This is a genomic window from Rheinheimera tilapiae, assembly GCF_042432165.1.
In the GTDB taxonomy this organism is placed as follows: domain Bacteria; phylum Pseudomonadota; class Gammaproteobacteria; order Enterobacterales; family Alteromonadaceae; genus Pararheinheimera; species Pararheinheimera tilapiae.
On sequence record NZ_JBHLXP010000001.1, the window covers coordinates 2,488,362 to 2,506,694 of the forward strand.

Annotated in this window: 17 protein-coding genes; 3 read left to right on the forward strand and 14 right to left on the reverse strand. The window is 50.0% G+C overall.

Annotation, left to right across the window (positions count from 1 at the left end):
• The first annotated feature begins 1 nt into the window (after nucleotide 1).
• Complete coding sequence (locus ACFFJP_RS10765; protein WP_377243247.1) at nucleotides 2-868, forward strand: hypothetical protein; 867 nt, start codon at nucleotides 2-4, stop codon at nucleotides 866-868.
• A gap of 222 nt (nucleotides 869-1,090) precedes the next feature.
• Nucleotides 1,091-1,885, forward strand: coding sequence for a DUF642 domain-containing protein (locus ACFFJP_RS10770; protein WP_377243249.1), 795 nt, complete (start codon nucleotides 1,091-1,093; stop codon nucleotides 1,883-1,885).
• Nucleotides 1,886-1,994: 109 nt separating this feature from the next.
• Here ACFFJP_RS10770 and ACFFJP_RS10775 read toward each other — a convergent pair whose 3' ends face one another.
• The 3 genes from ACFFJP_RS10775 to ACFFJP_RS10785 are packed head-to-tail and all read right to left on the reverse strand — an operon-like array spanning nucleotide 1,995 to nucleotide 6,545.
• Complete coding sequence (locus ACFFJP_RS10775) at nucleotides 1,995-5,132, reverse strand: glycosyltransferase (protein WP_377243251.1); 3,138 nt, start codon at nucleotides 5,130-5,132, stop codon at nucleotides 1,995-1,997.
• Nucleotides 5,133-5,169: 37 nt separating this feature from the next.
• Nucleotides 5,170-6,420 carry a hypothetical protein gene (locus ACFFJP_RS10780; protein WP_377243253.1) on the reverse strand — a complete coding sequence of 417 codons (1,251 nt, stop codon included), beginning with the start codon at nucleotides 6,418-6,420 and terminating at the stop codon, nucleotides 5,170-5,172.
• Complete coding sequence (locus tag ACFFJP_RS10785) at nucleotides 6,420-6,545, reverse strand: hypothetical protein (RefSeq protein ID WP_377243255.1); 126 nt, start codon at nucleotides 6,543-6,545, stop codon at nucleotides 6,420-6,422. The genes ACFFJP_RS10780 and ACFFJP_RS10785 overlap by 1 nt, the downstream gene beginning before the upstream one ends.
• 17 nt (nucleotides 6,546-6,562) lie before the next feature.
• On the opposite strand from ACFFJP_RS10785, the gene ACFFJP_RS10790 reads away from it, so the two are divergent.
• Nucleotides 6,563-7,597, forward strand: coding sequence for an acyltransferase (locus ACFFJP_RS10790; protein WP_377243257.1), 1,035 nt, complete (start codon nucleotides 6,563-6,565; stop codon nucleotides 7,595-7,597).
• 39 nt (nucleotides 7,598-7,636) lie between these two features.
• On the opposite strand, the gene ACFFJP_RS10795 is transcribed toward ACFFJP_RS10790, so the two are convergent.
• The 11 genes from ACFFJP_RS10795 to ACFFJP_RS10845 form a co-directional block, all read right to left on the reverse strand.
• A complete protein-coding gene (locus ACFFJP_RS10795) occupies nucleotides 7,637-8,023 on the reverse strand; it encodes a hypothetical protein (RefSeq protein ID WP_377243259.1) in 387 nt (128 codons plus the stop codon).
• Nucleotides 8,023-8,571, reverse strand: coding sequence for a serine acetyltransferase (locus ACFFJP_RS10800; RefSeq protein WP_377243261.1), 549 nt, complete (start codon nucleotides 8,569-8,571; stop codon nucleotides 8,023-8,025). Before ACFFJP_RS10800 ends, ACFFJP_RS10795 begins: the two co-directional genes overlap by 1 nt.
• Before the next feature lie 51 nt (nucleotides 8,572-8,622).
• Complete coding sequence (locus ACFFJP_RS10805) at nucleotides 8,623-9,354, reverse strand: WecB/TagA/CpsF family glycosyltransferase (protein WP_377243263.1); 732 nt, start codon at nucleotides 9,352-9,354, stop codon at nucleotides 8,623-8,625.
• A 4-nt stretch (nucleotides 9,355-9,358) separates the two neighbouring features.
• Nucleotides 9,359-10,582 carry a hypothetical protein gene (locus ACFFJP_RS10810; protein WP_377243265.1) on the reverse strand — a complete coding sequence of 408 codons (1,224 nt, stop codon included), beginning with the start codon at nucleotides 10,580-10,582 and terminating at the stop codon, nucleotides 9,359-9,361.
• Nucleotides 10,575-11,648 (reverse strand): glycosyltransferase family 4 protein, encoded by a 1,074-nt coding sequence (locus ACFFJP_RS10815; protein WP_377243267.1) that lies wholly within the window; start codon nucleotides 11,646-11,648, stop codon nucleotides 10,575-10,577. The genes ACFFJP_RS10810 and ACFFJP_RS10815 overlap by 8 nt, the downstream gene beginning before the upstream one ends.
• The gene (locus ACFFJP_RS10820; RefSeq protein ID WP_377243269.1) at nucleotides 11,635-12,825 is read right to left on the reverse strand and encodes a phenylacetate--CoA ligase family protein; all 1,191 of its coding nucleotides are present in this window, start codon (nucleotides 12,823-12,825) and stop codon (nucleotides 11,635-11,637) included. Before ACFFJP_RS10820 ends, ACFFJP_RS10815 begins: the two co-directional genes overlap by 14 nt.
• 5 nt (nucleotides 12,826-12,830) lie before the next feature.
• On the reverse strand, nucleotides 12,831-13,262 hold the full coding sequence (locus tag ACFFJP_RS10825; protein ID WP_377243271.1) for a serine O-acetyltransferase: 432 nt from the start codon (nucleotides 13,260-13,262) through the stop codon (nucleotides 12,831-12,833).
• A 7-nt stretch (nucleotides 13,263-13,269) separates the two neighbouring features.
• Nucleotides 13,270-14,490 carry a VpsF family polysaccharide biosynthesis protein gene (locus ACFFJP_RS10830; RefSeq protein WP_377243274.1) on the reverse strand — a complete coding sequence of 407 codons (1,221 nt, stop codon included), beginning with the start codon at nucleotides 14,488-14,490 and terminating at the stop codon, nucleotides 13,270-13,272.
• A gap of 22 nt (nucleotides 14,491-14,512) precedes the next feature.
• Entirely contained in the window at nucleotides 14,513-15,916 is a 1,404-nt protein-coding gene (locus ACFFJP_RS10835) for a lipopolysaccharide biosynthesis protein (protein WP_377243276.1), read from the reverse strand.
• A gap of 1 nt (nucleotide 15,917) precedes the next feature.
• Entirely contained in the window at nucleotides 15,918-17,060 is a 1,143-nt protein-coding gene (locus ACFFJP_RS10840) for a VpsD family glycosyltransferase (protein WP_377243278.1), read from the reverse strand.
• Nucleotides 17,061-17,262: 202 nt separating this feature from the next.
• A complete protein-coding gene (locus ACFFJP_RS10845) occupies nucleotides 17,263-18,285 on the reverse strand; it encodes an NAD-dependent epimerase (protein ID WP_377243280.1) in 1,023 nt (340 codons plus the stop codon).
• Nucleotides 18,286-18,333: the final 48 nt, after the last annotated feature.

An 18,333-nucleotide genomic window follows, 5' to 3' on the forward strand; every position in this document is an offset into this window, starting at 1 on the left:
TATGTTGGCAGGCGGCTGCCAAACAGTCCCCACGGCGTTGCCCGGCACTGATGCGACCTTATTGCCCGCCGCGAGCCGTGAAACATCCGGTCTGATCTGTACTGCTGATGGCTTTATTTCTATTAATGATTCGGGCAACACGCCTGAGTTGCAGCAATTGGACTCGCTACTGCGACTGACGTCAGTGCCACTGGCGCTGGAAAACATCGACTGGGAAGCATTGGCAGCCAATGGTGATCAGCTGTATATCGCTGACAGTGGCAATAATCGCGGGCAACGCAATAACGGCTTCATCCACCGGGTTCACTATCAGCCAAACCAGGCCAAAGTCGAAGTTTTGCCTGGCCTGACTTACCGTTTCGCCAGCTATCCGGCCAGCCAACCTGAACCCTACCAACATGATTTTGACGCAGAAGCAATGGCCTTTGCCGACGGTAGTTTGTGGTTGTTTAGTAAAAGTTGGCAGAGCGGCATCAGTCAAGTTTATCGTTTAGACCCACAGAGAACAGACCTGCAGGAGCTGACTGCGCAAGCGCAAATTGCCGGGCTGCCGGGGCTGGTGACTGATGCGGTTTATTTACCCGAAACTGCACAATTTGTGCTGACCGGCTATCAGAATTATCAACATAACCTGCTGCGGTTTGCGCTCGAAAATGAGTTTAATGCCTTTGTCGCCGTGCTTGACCGCCAATTTCAGCTGCAGCGCCTGATCCCGTTGCCTGCGGCTGGGCAACTGGAAGGCATTTGTGCCCGTAACGGTCAAATTTGGCTCAGTCAGGAACAAAGTCAACACTCAGCAGCCAGGTTATGGCGCGAACAGGCAGTCGAAGCGGCATTAGCAGAAACGCAGTTGGCCAACCCACGCTGATACAAATTTAAACGAAAAGCCTTTTGCCAGAACCACTTTTATCGTTAGAATACAATCAGATTGATAGCTAATGTGCGTGATTTAACTAGTTGAATTACTGTCTGTTTTTTTTACACGACCTGTAAATCAACAATTAAATCCTTTGAAATTCAACACCTTGCGTTGTGGCATAAGACATGCAATACACGGAAGAATGCAAGTGCCAAGTCATCAGGAGTTAAAATGTCTAAGCAGTTTTTTGCAGGAGCTCTGGCTCTGTTCGCTCTCATCGGTACTTCCGCTGCACATGCCGCGCTGATCCAAAACGGCAGTTTTGAAACCAAGCCTTCAGACATGTCAAAATTCTACCAGCATGCTGGTTTTCAATATCAATCAAGAACTTACGATCAACTGACCGCCAGCGACAAATGGGGCATCTTTGCTACCCTGCCAGGCTGGAATAGTCTGTACGGCGACCAGGTCGAGCTGTCAATCAGCGGCGTGCAATATGACGTGAACGGCCAAGTTGTTGGCTTTAACGCACAAGACGGCAACAACTTTGTTGAGCTGGACACGCACTTCAACGTCGTGAACGGCAAAATTTCTAACCAGTCTAACGCTGGTATTTCACAAAATCTGACAGGCCTGAAAATCGGCCAAAGTTATGAACTGAGCTTCTGGTACCACAGCCGTACCAAAGCAGCCAACGACAACACGATGAACGTGTTTTGGTTGCCAACTGACAAACTGCCAACTTATGCAGACTTCAAAGTATCAACCGTTGACACCACGCTGGCTAACCACAGCGGTTGGGTTGAATACAAAGTGAAGCTGGTTGCCACTTCAACCAATATGACGGTTGGTTTTGGCGCCGCCGGTGACAAAGAATGGAAGTGGAACGGCCTGACCAGCACCAACGGTAACAAAACCGGTGCCAACCTGGATAACGTGTCTTTAAAAGCAATCCCGGTTCCAGCCACTATGCTGTTGTTAGGTTTAGGTTTAGCTGGTATCGCTCTGCGTCGTCGCAACGCTTAAGCGTCCAAGACAATCCGCTTTACACTGACTAACAAAAAAGCCGCCTCAATCAGGCGGCTTTTTTTATTGTTAACACACTCCCCTTTGCTCCATCAGCTACCAAAGCGCCTTAAGGCAACAGCTGGTAGAAACGCCACTGCGCAGTGTCGCTGTAAAGCTGCTGATAACGCTGCAACGCCTGTTGGCCCATCCGGTTTAACGTCTCTGGATCGGCAAGCATTTGCTGCAATTTCGCCACAAAATCAGCGCTATCACCAGTCTCGAAGACAAGGCCAGTCTGTGCCGGCAACACCAGTTCCGTCAGCGCGCCACTGTTAGCAACGAGGACCGGCGTGCTCTGGGCATAAGCTTCAATCACCACGTTACCAAAAGTTTCTGCCACCATGGAAGGCACAACAAGCAAACTCGCCTGCTGATAGAGCCGGCACAGCGCGCTTTGGTCTTGTCGCCCCAGCATTCGTACCCCCGGCGCAGGCGCCAATTGCTCAGCGCCGGCACCAGCTACCCATAACTCAGGCAGATCAGGCACTTCACGCCAGATCTGCAATAAAAATGGCAGACCTTTGGCAGGCTCTGCACGACCAACAAAGAGCACATAAGGCGTATCCGTTTGCTGCGCTGGCGATGTTAATAACTGCTGCGGCACATAATGCGGTTTGACCAGCAGCTTCGCCGCAGCGATCCCGGCCGCCTGAAATTGCTGACGGACAAATTCTGACGGACATACCAGGACATCGGCCTGCAGCCAGGCTTTGCGCCGGTACTGCCACCACAGCGCCAGCGCCAACAGCACACTGACGACCCGCCCTTCTGGCCGACCCGGCTGGCGCCATTGTTCAGGCAGTAAAGACCAGCCTGGCGCCCGCGCACTAACGCCCGGTAACAGACTGGCCGCCGGTGTCAGCAAGCGGAAATTATGCAGATACAGCACAGTGCGGATGCCGCGTCGCTGCGCAGCGCGTAGCAAAAATGGCGATAACAGCGGAAACAGATTATGCACCAGCAACACATCACCGCGACTTAACCCTTGCAATGGCGTGGTATCAACCCACAGACCAAACCAGCCGGCCACGGCCTTGAGCCGGGCCACCACGCTGAGCGCTTGTGGTGTTTGCCGGATCAGCGTAGACAACGCCACACCATGGGCCGCCAGCAAGGCCTGCTCCCGCGCCACCGCCTGATCCTCACCGCCGGGTTGCCGGTAAGCCTGATGCAGGATCCGATACTGGCGGTCTGCCAGCGCCGGTAACTGGCCCTGGATCGCCTGCGCTGCCGCAGCAACCATGTTATCCAGACTGTACAAGCCGGCACTGTATCGGGCTTGTTGACCTAACTGCTGCAGCAAGGCCTGATCCTGCTGCAGCGTGGTCACTGCGGCAACAATCGCAGCGACTTCGGCCGCCAGCAGATAACCGTTATAGCCATGCTGCAGGTAACTGATCTCCGGGCTGTGGTCGGGTTGTTGTGTTGTCAGATATGGCAAGCCGGCGGCAAACGCGTCGAGGATCGCAAGGCCAGTCAGGCCTGGATTCAGTACCAGATCTGCGGCCTGATAAGCCTGAACTTTGTCTTCGCCAAAACAAGCACCACGATAATCCAGCCAGGGCGCATTGGCCGCAGTCTGCATCAGCAGGTCACGCTGTGGTCCGTCGCCGAGCACAATTAACCGGCTAATCACCTTTGCCTGAAACAAGGCTGCACAGCTTTGTAGCAGCAGCGGTAACTGTTTTGCCGGGTACAAAGCGCCGCAATATAACAACACCAGAGGCCGAGGCTGAACCTCCAACTCTGACTCAGGCAGCGCCAGCAAGGCTTTAGTATCCAGACTGTTGTTCAGCACTGTGACCTTCTGTGCCGGCATGCCGTGCGCCGTCAGCCAATCGCCCACCGCCGCGGTATAAGCCAGAAAATGATCGCAGCGGCTCAGCCAGAACTGCTTCCAGCGCGCGCGTAAGGCATTGTTCGCCTGATGATCATAACCATGGCCCCAAAACACCAGACGAAAATCGCGGTGTTGCCGGCGCCATAGCAGCCAATAGTTCAGCAGATGCCGGTTTGCCTGCTCGACAATCACCACATCGGCCTGCTCCAGCACCTCATGCCATTGCCAAACCCATGGCCCAAACTTTTTAACGCTGATCGCTTGATAATGCCCAGCCGGCGCCACGGCGATATTGTCGCCTTTTTGCGCTTCAGCGCCGTCCGCCACGCCAAATAGCACCCTGAGCTCAATCTGCTGCTGCGCCAGTGTCGCCGCCAGCTGATCAAAATAAGCCAGCCGGTATTGCTTCAGCACTTGTTGCACGATGACCACCTGCCGCCTTGGCAACAACTGTGGCGCCGCTGCAGTGATGGGCGGAAAATGACGCTGGCGTAACGATAAAAACAACTGCGGACAATATTGCCGCAGCAGGACTCTGAGCTGACTCAGCCCGCTAAGCGGGCCGCCATGCGCCCGGACAAAAGCATGCCATTCCTCAGCCGGTGGCCAGCGATTCGGCTGGTTCAGCATTTTCAGCCGCTGCGCCATCGGCAGCGCCGCGTCCAACACGCCACCGCGGCCGCTGTTCGCAGCGCATTCGCCGAAACTGCCGGGCGCCTGATACAGCAAAAAGCCAGCCTGCAATGCGCGCAGGCCATAATCGTAGTCGCCCATGCTATGGGTAAACTGTGGGCTTAAGATGCCAATCTCAGCCACCACTGCGGCTGGGATCAAACACCAGTTACCATTAATAAAATCGCAGCGCTGTAACTGATCGGATGCCGTCAGCACAGGCCCGAGCCTGAGTGGCTGCAAAACGCTGTGACGACGTCTGCCGCCATAGGACAGCCGCGCGGTGCCAGGCTCACGCATTGCGCCAACCACAGCGCCGACCGGCTTCTCTGTTTGGCGCGTGGCTAATTGCCATGCCTGGATTAAACGCAATAGTGCGTCGTCATCGAGCAAGACATCATCGTTCAGCCAAATAAATGCGCCAGCAGCAGGCAGTTGCGTCAGTGCGTGCTGCCAAGCTAGCCGCATAGCGCCGTTCCAGTACAACTGGCCATTGCCATGCAGTAAACACACTTGCGGATATGAGGAGGTAACGGCGTCGGCCGTACCGTCGCTGCTGCCATCGTCCAGCAGAAACACCTGCAACTGATAAGGCGCCGGCACTTGCTGCGCGAATAAAGCTGCCAATGCCGCCAGCGTTCGCGCTTTACGGTTGTAGCTACACATCAAAACGGCAAGAGTGGTGGCCGACATCAGCATGGGATCCGCAGTAAAATGAAGACAGTGTGCATCAGGATTTCGCTGCCTCCGACTTAGTGACACAAAGCTGCCGTAACCGCAGGTACAGACCTGCTTCCGCGACAATTAATAACAACAACAGCCGATCTGCCTGCCAAGCCGAGACTGTTCCAGCTGCCAGCAGCATCAGCACCAGCGCTGCGACACCCACCGCAAAGGGCCATTGCGCCCGGGCCTGTTCGGCAAATCTGTCCTGTGCTTGCAACAACAACACCGGCGTCTGGCGCGCCGCGCGTAGCGCAGTCAGCAGGGCCATCAACAGACAGAGCCATAGAAACGGCTGATTAACACCCGCGGGCCAGATCAGCGCGGGCCAGCAGACTAACAGCACTGCCGCCAGCAGGACATTCGCCAGCACCGCAGCCAGACTTAACTGCTGCATCCTTTGTTGCATCGTTCCTGTCACTGCGCCGGCGACCACGGCTTGTCGCAACTGCGGCCGCCACTGCTGCAACATGCCTTGCAGCAGCACAGCAACAGGACGGAACAATAAAGCGGCGGCAGCAACAGGTGCCACCGCTGCAGCGCCGTGCCAGGCGCCCAGCATATACAAATAACTGTTGGCCAGCAGTTCCACCGCCAGCACACCCGCACAAGCGGCTTTGCCCTGTTGTTGCCAGGCCCGCCACCACAAAGGCCGGTGCCAGCGCTGCGACGCCAACCGCTGCAATTGCCGGATCAGGCGCCAATCACACAACAGCAAACCCGCCAGCAACAGCGCGTTTAACCAGCCCAGCGCCGACAATGTCAGCCTTTCGCTGACAAACAGCCATAGCGTCAGCGTGCAAACTACCATGGCATAGCTCAAGTCCTGCAGGGCTACCCGGCGGAACTGTTGCCGTTGTTGCTGCAGTTGTTTTAACAGGCTACGGACTAACGCGAGGCCATGCGCCAGCGCAAAGCCGATTTGCGCCGCCAGTGGTGCCTGCCACAACCACAGCAGCAACGCGCTAAAGAGCGCACAACCACAGGCAAAATACAGCTGCAATTGCCAGAACAGCGCACTGGCGCGTTTAGTCTGGCGGATCAGCAAAGGTGCGCCGAATAAAGCTGAACTCAATGATAACGCCGTGCCAAGCCACAACATCGTCAGACTGAACTGACCAAAGGACAGCGTACCATTTACATCGTTGGCACTGTCCGCAGCGCTGTGCAGTAACAAAAACGCCTGTAACGCCGTGACAAATGCCAGCGCAGCTTGTGCAGTGGCGGTGCCGGCGACGCTACGCAGTAACCGCAGCATCAACAGTGATCGCCCGACAACGCAAGCAGATGCCAGGCTTCTGCTGCGGTGCGTTGCAACAGAAACTGCAGCGACCACTCGTCGCCTGCCATGGCTTGTGTTAGGCTCAGTGCGAACTTATCCATTTGATCCTACATGCGTTATGCCGAATTTTGATGCTATCAGGCTCTTTGCAACTGTCGCAATAGTATTACTGCATACCGCCGCGAATGGTGTGAACCGATTGCCGCAGGGCAGCCCCGACTGGTGGCTGGCCAATGTGCTGGATACCGCCTGCCGCGCTGGCGTGCCGCTGTTTTTAATGCTGAGCGGCGCCTTACTGCTCAACCGCAGCCATCAGTCTGCCACGCAGTTTTATCACAACCGCCTGCACAAATTAGCGCTGCCGTTATTGCTGTGGAGTCTGTTCTACCTGCTGTGGAGCGCGCTGAAAGCGCAAATCAAACAACAACCTTATGGCTTTGAGACCGCCGCAGAGCAACTACTGGCCGGCGCGCCGTATTTTCATCTGTGGTTTATTTATATGCTGGCTGGTGTTTACCTGCTGCTGCCCTTGCTGCGCCAGTTCTGGCAACAGCTCACACCCGCCCAGCAAACACAGTTTTGCTGGCTGACCCTGATCCTGCAGCAAAGCCTGCATGGCCTGTATTTTCTGCTGGCGCTGCCGGAACCACCCTGGCCGTTGTGGGCGATTGGCTATCTGCCCTATTTGCTGTTAGGCGCCTGGCTGACCCGACCGCAGCAAGCTGCTGCAGCCAGATCTCCGCTGCTGGTCGGTGTGATGTTGCTGTTGCTGATCGGCGCCAGCGCGCTGCTGTATTATTGGCAGCGTGAAGCCGGCCTCAGCGAACCCTTTTATTACAGTTACCACCGGATGAGTCTGCCGGTTCTGCTCTGTGCGCTGCTGTTATGGCAACTGCTGCGGCCATTACCGCCGCTGCGCAGTCGCCTGCTGCAAGCCATTCGCCGGCACAGCCTTGGCATCTATTGCGCTCACCCACTGTTTTTAGATCTGACCGAATTTGGCCGCCAACAACTGGCGCAAGCCGGAATACAAGTGACGCTGCCGTATGCCGGCCAACTGCTGTTGCAGGTCAGTCTGGTGTTTGGCGCCAGTTTAGGCCTATGTTTGTGTTATCAATACGCTCAACGCAGCTGGCAGCAACGTCAACGCTGAGTGCAGCCCAAGCGCTCAGCGCGCCACATTATGCCGCTATCAGCGCAGCCGGCCGCGAATACTAAGCCACAGCGTCCAGCCACTGCTGCTAATCAACCAGCCCAATGCGGATAAAGCAAAATCAATTGCGGCAGGCGCGCGCAGTGGCGACAAGCCCTGCGCCAGTTCATCCAGGGCAAACAGCAGCAGACAACCACACCAATAAATGGCCTGCCGCTGCCACGACAAGCGGTAGATCCTAAGCAGAACCCCCAAAGTCAGCGGTAATAAAGCACCAACCACCACATGCAATACCGCATCGCCACCCAGGGCCCGTTCAAGCTGTTTGGCTTGCATCGCCGTTTGTGGCAGATAAAGCGCCACGATCAGCAGCAACATAGCCAACAACGCCAGCAACATCGACAAGCGCATGCCAAGTTTGAGCATCAGGCAGACTTCAGCGGCCAGCGATTTTGCACATAGCGGCCGGCATTATTAAAATTCAGCACCTTGGCCGGTACGCCGGCGACAGTGGCCTGCGGCGGAATATCCCGGGTCACCACACTGCCGGCACCGATAGTCACGTCATTACCGATCTGCACATTCTCAACCAGACAAACACTAGGGCCAATATAGACATTGTCCCCAATCACCGCCGCATTGCCTTCATTCGAGCCAATAGTGGTGAACTGGCTCAAATTGACGTTATTGCCAATTTTCGCCGTCTCGTTAATCACCACACACATATGATGACCAATATAGAGGCCATAACCGATGTCGGTACTGACCGGGATCTCCAATAAATACTTACCGGATAAATGCCGATGAAAACACTTCGCAATGGTGCGGACCAACCAATTTTGATGTCTGGCCAGCCGTAACCAAAACGAATACTTGAACGACTTATTCCGCGCCAGATGCTTCAGAAACAGATACAGCGACACCTTACCGGTATATCGATACAGGTCACTCTGAATGTACGGCCAACACGACATAACAACTCCATTGCCAGCAACAGACTGTTGCCAGGCATCGATTCTACCGGCTTAGCGCCGGAATTTTTCTTTCAGTAATAACCAGGCAAACTGACTGTTGGTGTGTAGATAACGCTGCCACATCCGGCCAGGCTCCTGCATGACTCGATAAAACCATTCCAGACCGGCGTTTTGCATCCACAAAGGCGCACGGCGAACCTTACCGGCCACCACATCAAAAGTACCGCCAACGCCCATGACAAAATCGACCCCAAGCTGGTCACGCCATTGGTTGATGAAATTTTCTTTTTTGGGCGAGGTGATCGCCACAAATAACAGCCGGGCACCGGAAGCCCGGATCGCATCCACTACAGCTTGTTCATCATCCCAGAAATACCCGTGGTGGTAGCCGGCGATTTTGATACCAGGATTTTGCAGCTGGACCATTTCGGCCGTCTTTTCGACTACTTCAGCCGTAGCGCCTAGCAAATACACCGGATAAGCATTGCGGTTACTCAGTGCCAGCAGTTGATGAAACAAATCCACCCCTGCCACGCGCTCCGGCACCTGATGGCCACAACAACGCGCGCCCCAGACCACGCCCATGCCATCGATGTTGACGATGTCGCAGCTTTTGACTGAATCCGCGAGCTCGGTATCAGTTTGCATATGCACCAGTTTGGCGACGTTCACCACGACATGCTGGGTAAACTGCCGTGCTTCCAACCGCTGCTCAATCAGCGCCACCGTTTGCGCCATCGACGCAGTGTGCATGTCGGTATGCAGAAAGCGGATACTTTGCATGCTGTTATTCCTTTGGTTCCGGCTGGATTGGGCTGACGCGGCCAAAATAGGCAAATGCATAATAGACCCAAGCCTGAGTCCAACGGATATAGTTGATTTTATTACTAAAGCCTGGCTGTTTCTGATAGTAAAACTGGCCAGACGCCGGCAGATACAACTCACGCAACGACCATTGGATCACTTTATCCGCCAGCACAAAATCGTCTGATGTGCCGCCAACCCGGCACAACGTAAACACCGCCTGCGCCACCGAATGCATATCCAGCGGGTAGCGATTATTGTGGTAATACTTGGCGGTACCATCGGCTTCAAATAATTCGGTTTTGTAAAATTGCAGACCTTGCGCTATCGCATCTGCAAATTCATCGGTCTGTAACGCCTGGCCGATCATGTGCAGCGCCTCAAGGTTATAACCGGTATGAAAGCCATCAATAAACTGGTGGTGATGCCGTGCACCGTACACCCAGCTACCGTCCTGCCCTTGTTCCCGCACGCTTTGCCAGGCCACCTGCAACGCCAAATCGGCATATTGTTGATTAGCCGTCTGACTGGCCACCACAGCCACCCAAGCCGCCCCCCACAAGCTGGCATTGTGAACAAAAGCAGTTTCACCGGGGATGTAGGCAAAAAAAGCCCGGCCGTCGTGTTCGGTATAAAGGCTGTTGACGATAAAGTGCGCCGCATCAAACGCCACATCGCGGTATTGCTGCCAGTTCGCTGGCCGCGCCGACAACTGACTCAATGCATAAAGCGCCTGCGCCACATAGATCGTCGTAATGACATTAGGTTTGCCTTTGGGCACAAAAAACGCACGGGCATTCCAGTCAAAATGATAACCCCAGCAGCTATGTTGCCATTGCGTTTTATCGCTTTGCTGCGTCAGAAGCCAGTCCGCCAATTCCACACACTGCGCCAACAGATTTTCATCACCAGTACGGCGATAATCTTCCAGCATCCCAAGGATAAACAAGGCAACCCCTTTAGGATTACGGCCTTTCGGAATACCACACAAAGGGCGGAAGTTAACAGGCGATCGTTTATGAAACTGGATCCAGGCTAGGCCGAAAAGGCCTTTTTTCAGCGCCGGCAACCAGTTAAACAAGCGGCTATTGAGCCCGTCAAACGGGTCATAACCGGCAAAATCATTGGCTTTGGCGTTTTGGAGTAGTGCCTGGCGCACTGTACAAATAGTCGAAACGGACTGACATTGTGCTGATGTTTCAGTCATTTAAAATTTCCGTATAAAGTTGCTGCCAGAGCGGCATAATTGCCTGACTACTGAAATTCTGTTCATATTTCCGTTGAGCATTGCTTGCAAATCTTTCAGCTAATTCGCTATCAGCTAACATTCTGATCAATGCATCAGCCAAGGCTGTTATGTCACCGGCTTCTATCAATATACCTTCTTGCTCGTTGGTTATGGCATCAGGTATACCGCCTACATCAGACGCAACGATTGGCACACCGCAAGCCATAGCTTCGACAATGCCAACAGGAAAGCCTTCGCTATAGCTAGGCAGTACAAACAACCATGCCGATGACATTAGTGAAAACTTCTCTTCGACACCGATCCAGCCTGCAAACTTAACATGTTCAGAGAGGCCAAGTGAGGTAGCTTGTTGACGATAACGCTGAAGATCACCGTCACCACCTAAAATGAGCTTCATATTTGGAAATCTAGCCACGACAGCCGGCAATGCCTTTAACAGGTCAGCGACACCTTTGCGCTCCCCAAGCCGACCTAAAAATATCACCGTCGGAGAGAGGCTAGCAGAGCGTGAAGGCACATTCCGAGGTCCCGGATTGTAGATGATTCTTACATCGCGAACCTTTGGAAAAGTGACTTTTAGCCAATGCTGCCATTTGTCTCCTAACACCACTACCTTACTTGCTAAACCGAATAAATCAGCAACTTTTTGCTGTTTTGCAGTGTTGCATTCATGATGATAAAACTGATCAAACTGCGCGCCGTGCAGATGTAAAATGACTTTAAATCCGAGCTTACGGGCCCATTTCGCCAGCAAGTTTTTCCGGCTAAAACTGCCACGGGATGCCAGATGGATATGCGCAATGCCAGGCCTGTGCAGTAGACGCAGCAAAGTTAGCTTGCCTAGCGCCAATAGAAATATCCATATCATCGAGACCTTTGAACCGGCTCGATGACTAACAATATGGCGTATCTGCCAGTCAGCAGAAAAAGAATCCGCCAGCATAGCCTTGACCACAGACGCCACGCCGCCCTGACCGGCAGGGTCAGTAGAAATCATTACATTCACGCGATTAATTACTGACACTGGAGTTCCCGGCGTTAAGACGAATGACAGAGCGGAATTTACCAGCTTTGGTTCGGGCTATTGATCGTTGTTGGATAAATTTCAGATCCAGCATGTCGCCAACTCGTTGTTGCAACGCCGCTGCCAAATCTTGTTCCAACTGCGCCGGGTCATGACTGGGTTCAAGAACAAAATGAACTTCAAGAGTTTTGTCATCTGCCTGCACTAACTGACATTCAAGCAAGCCTGCAATACCTTTAAAAGCAACGTCCATACGACCAATATGGCGCCCGTCCGGCAGTAGCAGATAATCGTCATCCCGCCCGAGAATACGGGTGACATAAGGCGCATGATTGCCACAAGGACAATTGCCCAATTTGTTCAATCCTTCAATATAATCACCGGTGTCATACCGTCGAAGGGGCATCGCGCTGTTGTGAACATTAGTGCCAACGATTTTGGTGCCATGCTCGTCGTCAACAAATTCAACAACTGAATAATCCTCTCTGACATGGTAATGACCAAAGGCACATTGCTGAAGTGCGGCAACCCGCTCTGCCTGGCCATAATGATCAAATACCTTGCCAAAGACTTCACGGCAAATTTGCTGGTTCTCCGGCGTAAATGTTTCGCTACTGGTGAAAACGCCTGAAAACGACCAATCAGGCACCCAGCCAAGTAATTTGGCCTGCTTAGCTAAAAATGTGATTGAACTAGGATAAGCCATGATGATATCTGGCTTTTCCTTCGACAGTTGCTGCAAATAGGCCGGAACATTCTCTGGTGATAAATGAAATGACGAAAAAAATACACGGCCTGTAAAAGGTGCAAATCGCCAAAAAGGTGGGGTGTTATCGGTGCTGGCTTTGATCATATCACCACGCAGCACAGCGATTTTAGCCTTAAGCGGTACCCGATGAAGTGCCAGAAAGGTTTTCACCATATACTCTTCCAGTAAAATAGATTTTACTGAACGATAAACGGTCATCGGTTGATTGGTGGTGCCACTAGTGTAACCGGCCACTGAGAAAATCGGCTTTTTAAGTTTGCTCGCTTTATAACTGCCCTTGTCCGACAATTCGCAGGCAGGAACCCGCTGCTGCAACACTGGAAAAGAGGAACCAAGCATATGCCGATAAACCCAATTAATCAGCAAGTTTTCTTTAAACAGTAGCCACAAAAAATCTTTCACAAACATAACTCTCAGTAGTAATCCTGCGGATTAATATTCTCTCTGATTACTTTCGCGGGAACGCCTGCGACCACACAATTATCAGGAACATCCTGAATAACGACCGCGTTGGCGCCAATGACAACATTGCTACCAATTTTTATTGCACCAAGTACTTTCGCTCCTGTAGCAATATAGACATTGTCACCAATAACTGGAACGCCAGCTGAGCGACTTTTACCACCAATAGTAACGCAACTCCCTATTACACAATCACGTCCAATAACGGCCCGCTTGTGAATTACAACAGCTATTCCACCATACCCAAATATGGTACCTCTTCCAATATTTGACTGTGAGTAAATTGCAGAGTTATGAAAAACCCTAATTAAAAGGTTACAAACATTGGGAATAAAAGGGACACGCAACCTATAAAATAAATTACCGACTTTATAAAAAAGCATTTTACAATCACCTCCCAACCATTCTATCGTTAAATCTAACCGACGCAGCGAAAGAAACAAGTAAAAATAATAAAGCAGGCGTCTTCGAAGCCAAGGAGTTATTTGAAATAGAGATTAAGGCAAAAGCAAGGATAGCGAACTTTTCCGCCTGCCCACCAGCAATAAACAGCGCAAAAACAAAACGATAGAAACACAAAATAATAGGCAGTGAACCTAATATTCCGTAAAAAAGAAACCACCCGATAACAAAATTCTCAACGACTGCATTATCAATATACAGCGATAAGTTTTCAAAAATCTCTGATGTTGCGCCAAATATATACTCACTAAAACTTAAGTATTGGAAAATATTAAAGACATCAAGCCTAGACCTTGCACTACCATCAAGAGCTATGTTCTCAAAAATCCGTTGACCAAAATTTAAGTAAAATACCGCGTAAAAGATCACGGCGCTGCCCAGCAGAATTACTAGCTTTATCACCAAAAACTCTCGATAGCCCAACCCATTATTTTTCTGGTATCGCTGCTTGTAGAATCTAAACAATTCAAAAAGTGACAATATAATAAAGAAGAAAGTTGCAGTTCTGGCGCCAAAACAGAAAAGTGCCAGCGAGACAAGCAAAAACAAAACCACTGGGTTAATAAATCGCTGCTGATACAAAAATATCGCCAAAAAAGAAACTATTAAAGCATTATTTAATGGATGTGACAAAAACGCTGTAGAACGAAAGTAAACCCAGTGTTCTTCATATTCAAATGGAAACACTTGTATTCCTGCACCATATTCATATATGGCAACACCAGAGTTCAAACAAAGCAATAAAAACAACATCTTGGCCAAGTTCTGTATTTGCTTAAAACTCAAAGTAAAAAGCACTGGGAAAATCAATACTGGAACCAGTAAAGTATCCACTACATAGGCCATCCCAGACGTGCCAAACTTAACAAGGCCATACATAATCAGATAGACAATTGACAGGAGAAAAAAGAACCAGGGCTTAAATAGCTTGCCAAGATCCCGCGAGGTCTTGGAAAGTCCGGAACGTAAAAAGTAAATTAAGCTAACACCTAAGGACACATAGGAATACAAGTGTATCTTGTACAGTGCGGAGCCACCTTCAGATACATATTGTATGCCAAATACCTCTAAAGCATAAGACCCGCCAAAGAATGCGAGAAAAATCACTAGAACTATACTAGTGAAATACAACGACGATAGGCTATACATAAAGTGCCTCAACACAAAAGTATCAGGAAAATATAATTTTTAACTTTGCTCTGCAGTTGGCGACATTGAGCGCAAAACAAGTAACAAGGTAAAACGCAGCTGAGGCCGCAACATTCATAAATAATAGATAGAAACTGTTAGCATCACTGTTGTTCTTAGAAACAGCATACATCAATAGAGCCATTAAGATCGCACTAAGCAAGATTTTAATAGCATCAACACCAACGACGAATCGATAACCAAATATAAACGCTGTAAAAAATGACAGTACTGAAGCAGAAAAACTTACCAACAGAATGGTAAAAGCTGCACCAGTTAGGCCAAAATAATAAAGCATGAATGGAAGTGAAGCAAAGGTCATTAAAACTGCCACAGTGGAAATAGGAATTAAATACTTCGTTTTTAGTAAAAACTGAAGACCATGATCTATATAATGTTGGCGGAAATTTATCAAATAAAAGGAAAATGCCAAGATGACAAACAAAATTGGCGATGTTTTTGAATATTCCTCACCCAAAAACAAATCAGCTATTCGTACATTCATCACACAAAGTGCGACTAAAGAAGGTAATGACACAAACAGCAAATAGGTTAGATATTGTTGGTGTTTTTTTGATAGTTCAGTTCGATCGTTTGACACCTTGGTTAAAGCAGGGTAAAGCGGCAACGCAACAATCATAAAAACCAACGCCATAACCCCTGCTATTAGATTTGCCTGCGCGGCATAAATACCCACGTCTTCTAAAGGTAGAAACTTAGGCATAATTAAGCGATCTGCCCTTGAATATAAAAGCGCAATGCCGCCCGATAACATGAGGGGAATACCATAACTAGCGATTTCTTTTGCTTTATTGATATAAATTTGGGGTTTTACACCATGATTAACCCAGTACAGTCCTGCCAAATAGCTGAGTGCTAAACCAAGAACTGCTGAGGCCAGCGTTTCATAGACTAGTAACAGTGTTACAGTAAAAAGCACCGAAAACAGCGATTGGAAAAGGGTTGCAAGTACATAGCCCCTGTAGTTATCACTTAGGCGGGCATAATCAACATTAAACTGAAATATTGATTTTGCTCCTAACAGCACCACAAGGCACAAGTAAAATTCCCAAACAAATGGCGTGTAAAAAAACAACACTGCAGTGAGAATAAAAACACTGGCGAATGTACTCACTAACGTCATAAAAAAAATATTACTAATCAGGCCATTAGCAACTTCATCAGAAGCTCCAGGGTAAAGCCGGAGCATCGAAGTATTCAGCCACTGGGTACAAACCGTTCTAACTAACTCTAATAAAACAACAGAGACCGCCAGTAAACCGTATTCAGAAGGATCCAAAAATCTGGTTTGAATCGATATTAGGGCAAAAACGCTCAGTGCTGAAAATATCTGGACCGGCGCATATCGCAAGAAAATACCAAGCAAGCTATGTTCTCCGGTACATGGATTCGTAACATTCAATGACGCGGCTAACCGAATACTCACTAGATATGAATTTTTTAGCCACGGCTGTGTCAGCACTTACCATCTCACAAACCCTGTTAGCGAGCAAATCAACGTCTAATTTGTCTGATACAAACACACTTGGAAGTTGTGAAAACTCGTCGTAACGCTCAGCCAACACCCCTACTTTAGAAGTTATCACTGGCAAACCTGCAGCTATCATCTCCAAAGGTGCTAAACCAAAGGTTTCTTCAATTGAGAAGAAGAGCCCAAGCTGTGCTGATTGGTAATACTTAAGGATTTCTGGCCGACTACAGGCACCAGCGAACTGTACAAATTCAGTAAGACATTCGCTATCTACCAGAGCTTTTAGTTCGCCTACATAACCTTGGTCTGTACCGGGGCCAATAATCACTAATTCGGCGTCAATACCAAGTGTCTTCACTCGTTTAAGCAGGCGAATCGATACGTCAATTCGTTTGCGGCTGGTAAGTAATGCACAGGTTACAAACCGCAATCTTTGCCCTTCGACATGTTCCCGCTGAATATTAAAAAATGCAGTAGCTATTGGATTTGCAACTATTTGGACGTTTTTTTTGGTGTCCCGTTTAAGGGTATCCAGCAACAAGCGGCCAACCACAGAATACTCAGTTACCACCATGTCAGTCAGATTTGGTACGAGACGCTCATACAGCACGTTATTAAAAAATGACTTTGGATTGCGTCCTACTGTACTGTAGGCATGCAACGTCACAATACGATGACTAACTTTAACACCGCCTAATATCCAGGCACCTATGTGTGAATGGATAATATCTGGCTTAAACTCAGCAACTTGCTGCATTACTCTGATATTGCAGCTAATTAGCCCAGGGACAGGTAGCCCAAATACCTTCTCTTTTGATGAGAAAAATACAAATTCGACATTGTCGGAAAGTTTAACTGGCGTTGTTTCAGTTTTGCCGCTGTTAAATGGATCAAATGCAACTATCCGGTAACAAAACTCAGTACTGCCTACACTTGCCAATTGCTCTACCAGCATTTGACACACAGAATCAACGCCACCGGCATTCTTGCTGCCAAAAGCAGTTGTAGACATTGGTACTACTAGTAAAACTTTTTTCATCAATTACTCTGTAAAAACTAACAAACGACCTGTCACACACCTTTGTCTGGCATCAAGTGGCCACCAGTGTATCGATGGATAAAACCTTCACGAAAAACAACACGACATAAGTAACTTGGCAGTCTTTTTGAAAAGTTATCTCACCAGCGCAAACACAGCGTGTTATTGATGATGGGCAAGATAAATGAACTGTTAACTGTGCTTAGCCCGCTGCTTGCGCTTGATACTGCAAAAACCAACCGACAAATTGCTGCATCCCAGCGACTAAAGCGGTTGAGGGGTAAAATGCTGTTGCCTGTTGCAGCAAAGCCACATCCGCATAAGTCTGATACACATCCCCCGCCTGCATTGGCAGATAGTTCTTCTGTGCTTTGACGCCGGCGGCTTGTTCTATCGCCGCGATAAAGTCTTCTAATGCAACAGGTTGGTTATTGCCAATGTTGTAGATGGCATAATGCGGATTGTCGGCAAGCTGTGTTGGGTAGTGCGCGCTGCCTGGTACCTGGTCCTGAATGCGCAGCACACCTTCGACGATGTCGTCGATATAAGTGAAATCGCGTTGCAGTTGGCCGTGGTTGTAAACGTCGATGGTTTTGCCTTCGAGAATGGCTTTGGTAAATTTCCACGGCGCCATATCTGGCCGGCCCCAGGGGCCGTACACGGTGAAGAAACGCAGACCAGTGGTCGGTAACTGATACAAATGACTATAAGTATGCGCCATCAGCTCATTGGCTTTCTTCGTGGCCGCGTATAGCGAGATTGGCGTATCGACCGGATCGGTTTCGCTAAATGGTACTTTTTGCTGATTGCCGTACACCGAGCTGGAGCTGGCATACACCAAATGCTGGACTTTATTGTGACGGCAGCCTTCCAGCACCGTCATCATGCCGACTAAGTTGGAATCAACATAAGCCATTGGATTATCGATGGAATAGCGCACACCGGCCTGTGCCGCCAAATGGATCACGCGCTCGAACTGTTCAGTGGCAAATAAGTCCGCCATCGCCTGGCGATCGGCGATATCAAGGCGGATAAACCGAAAGCACGACTGCTGGCCGGTCTCAGAGAGACGCGCGGCAATGCGCTCGAGTCTGGCTTGTTTTAACGCCGGATCGTAATAGTCATTCAGGTTGTCGATGCCAACAACATGGTGGCCCTGCAGCGCCAGCTCTTCTGCGACTTTGCTGCCAATAAAACCGGCAGCGCCAGTTACCAAAAACTTCATGGTCAGATCCTTGTAGTCAGATCCATCTAAACATAAAGCCTGCGCAGG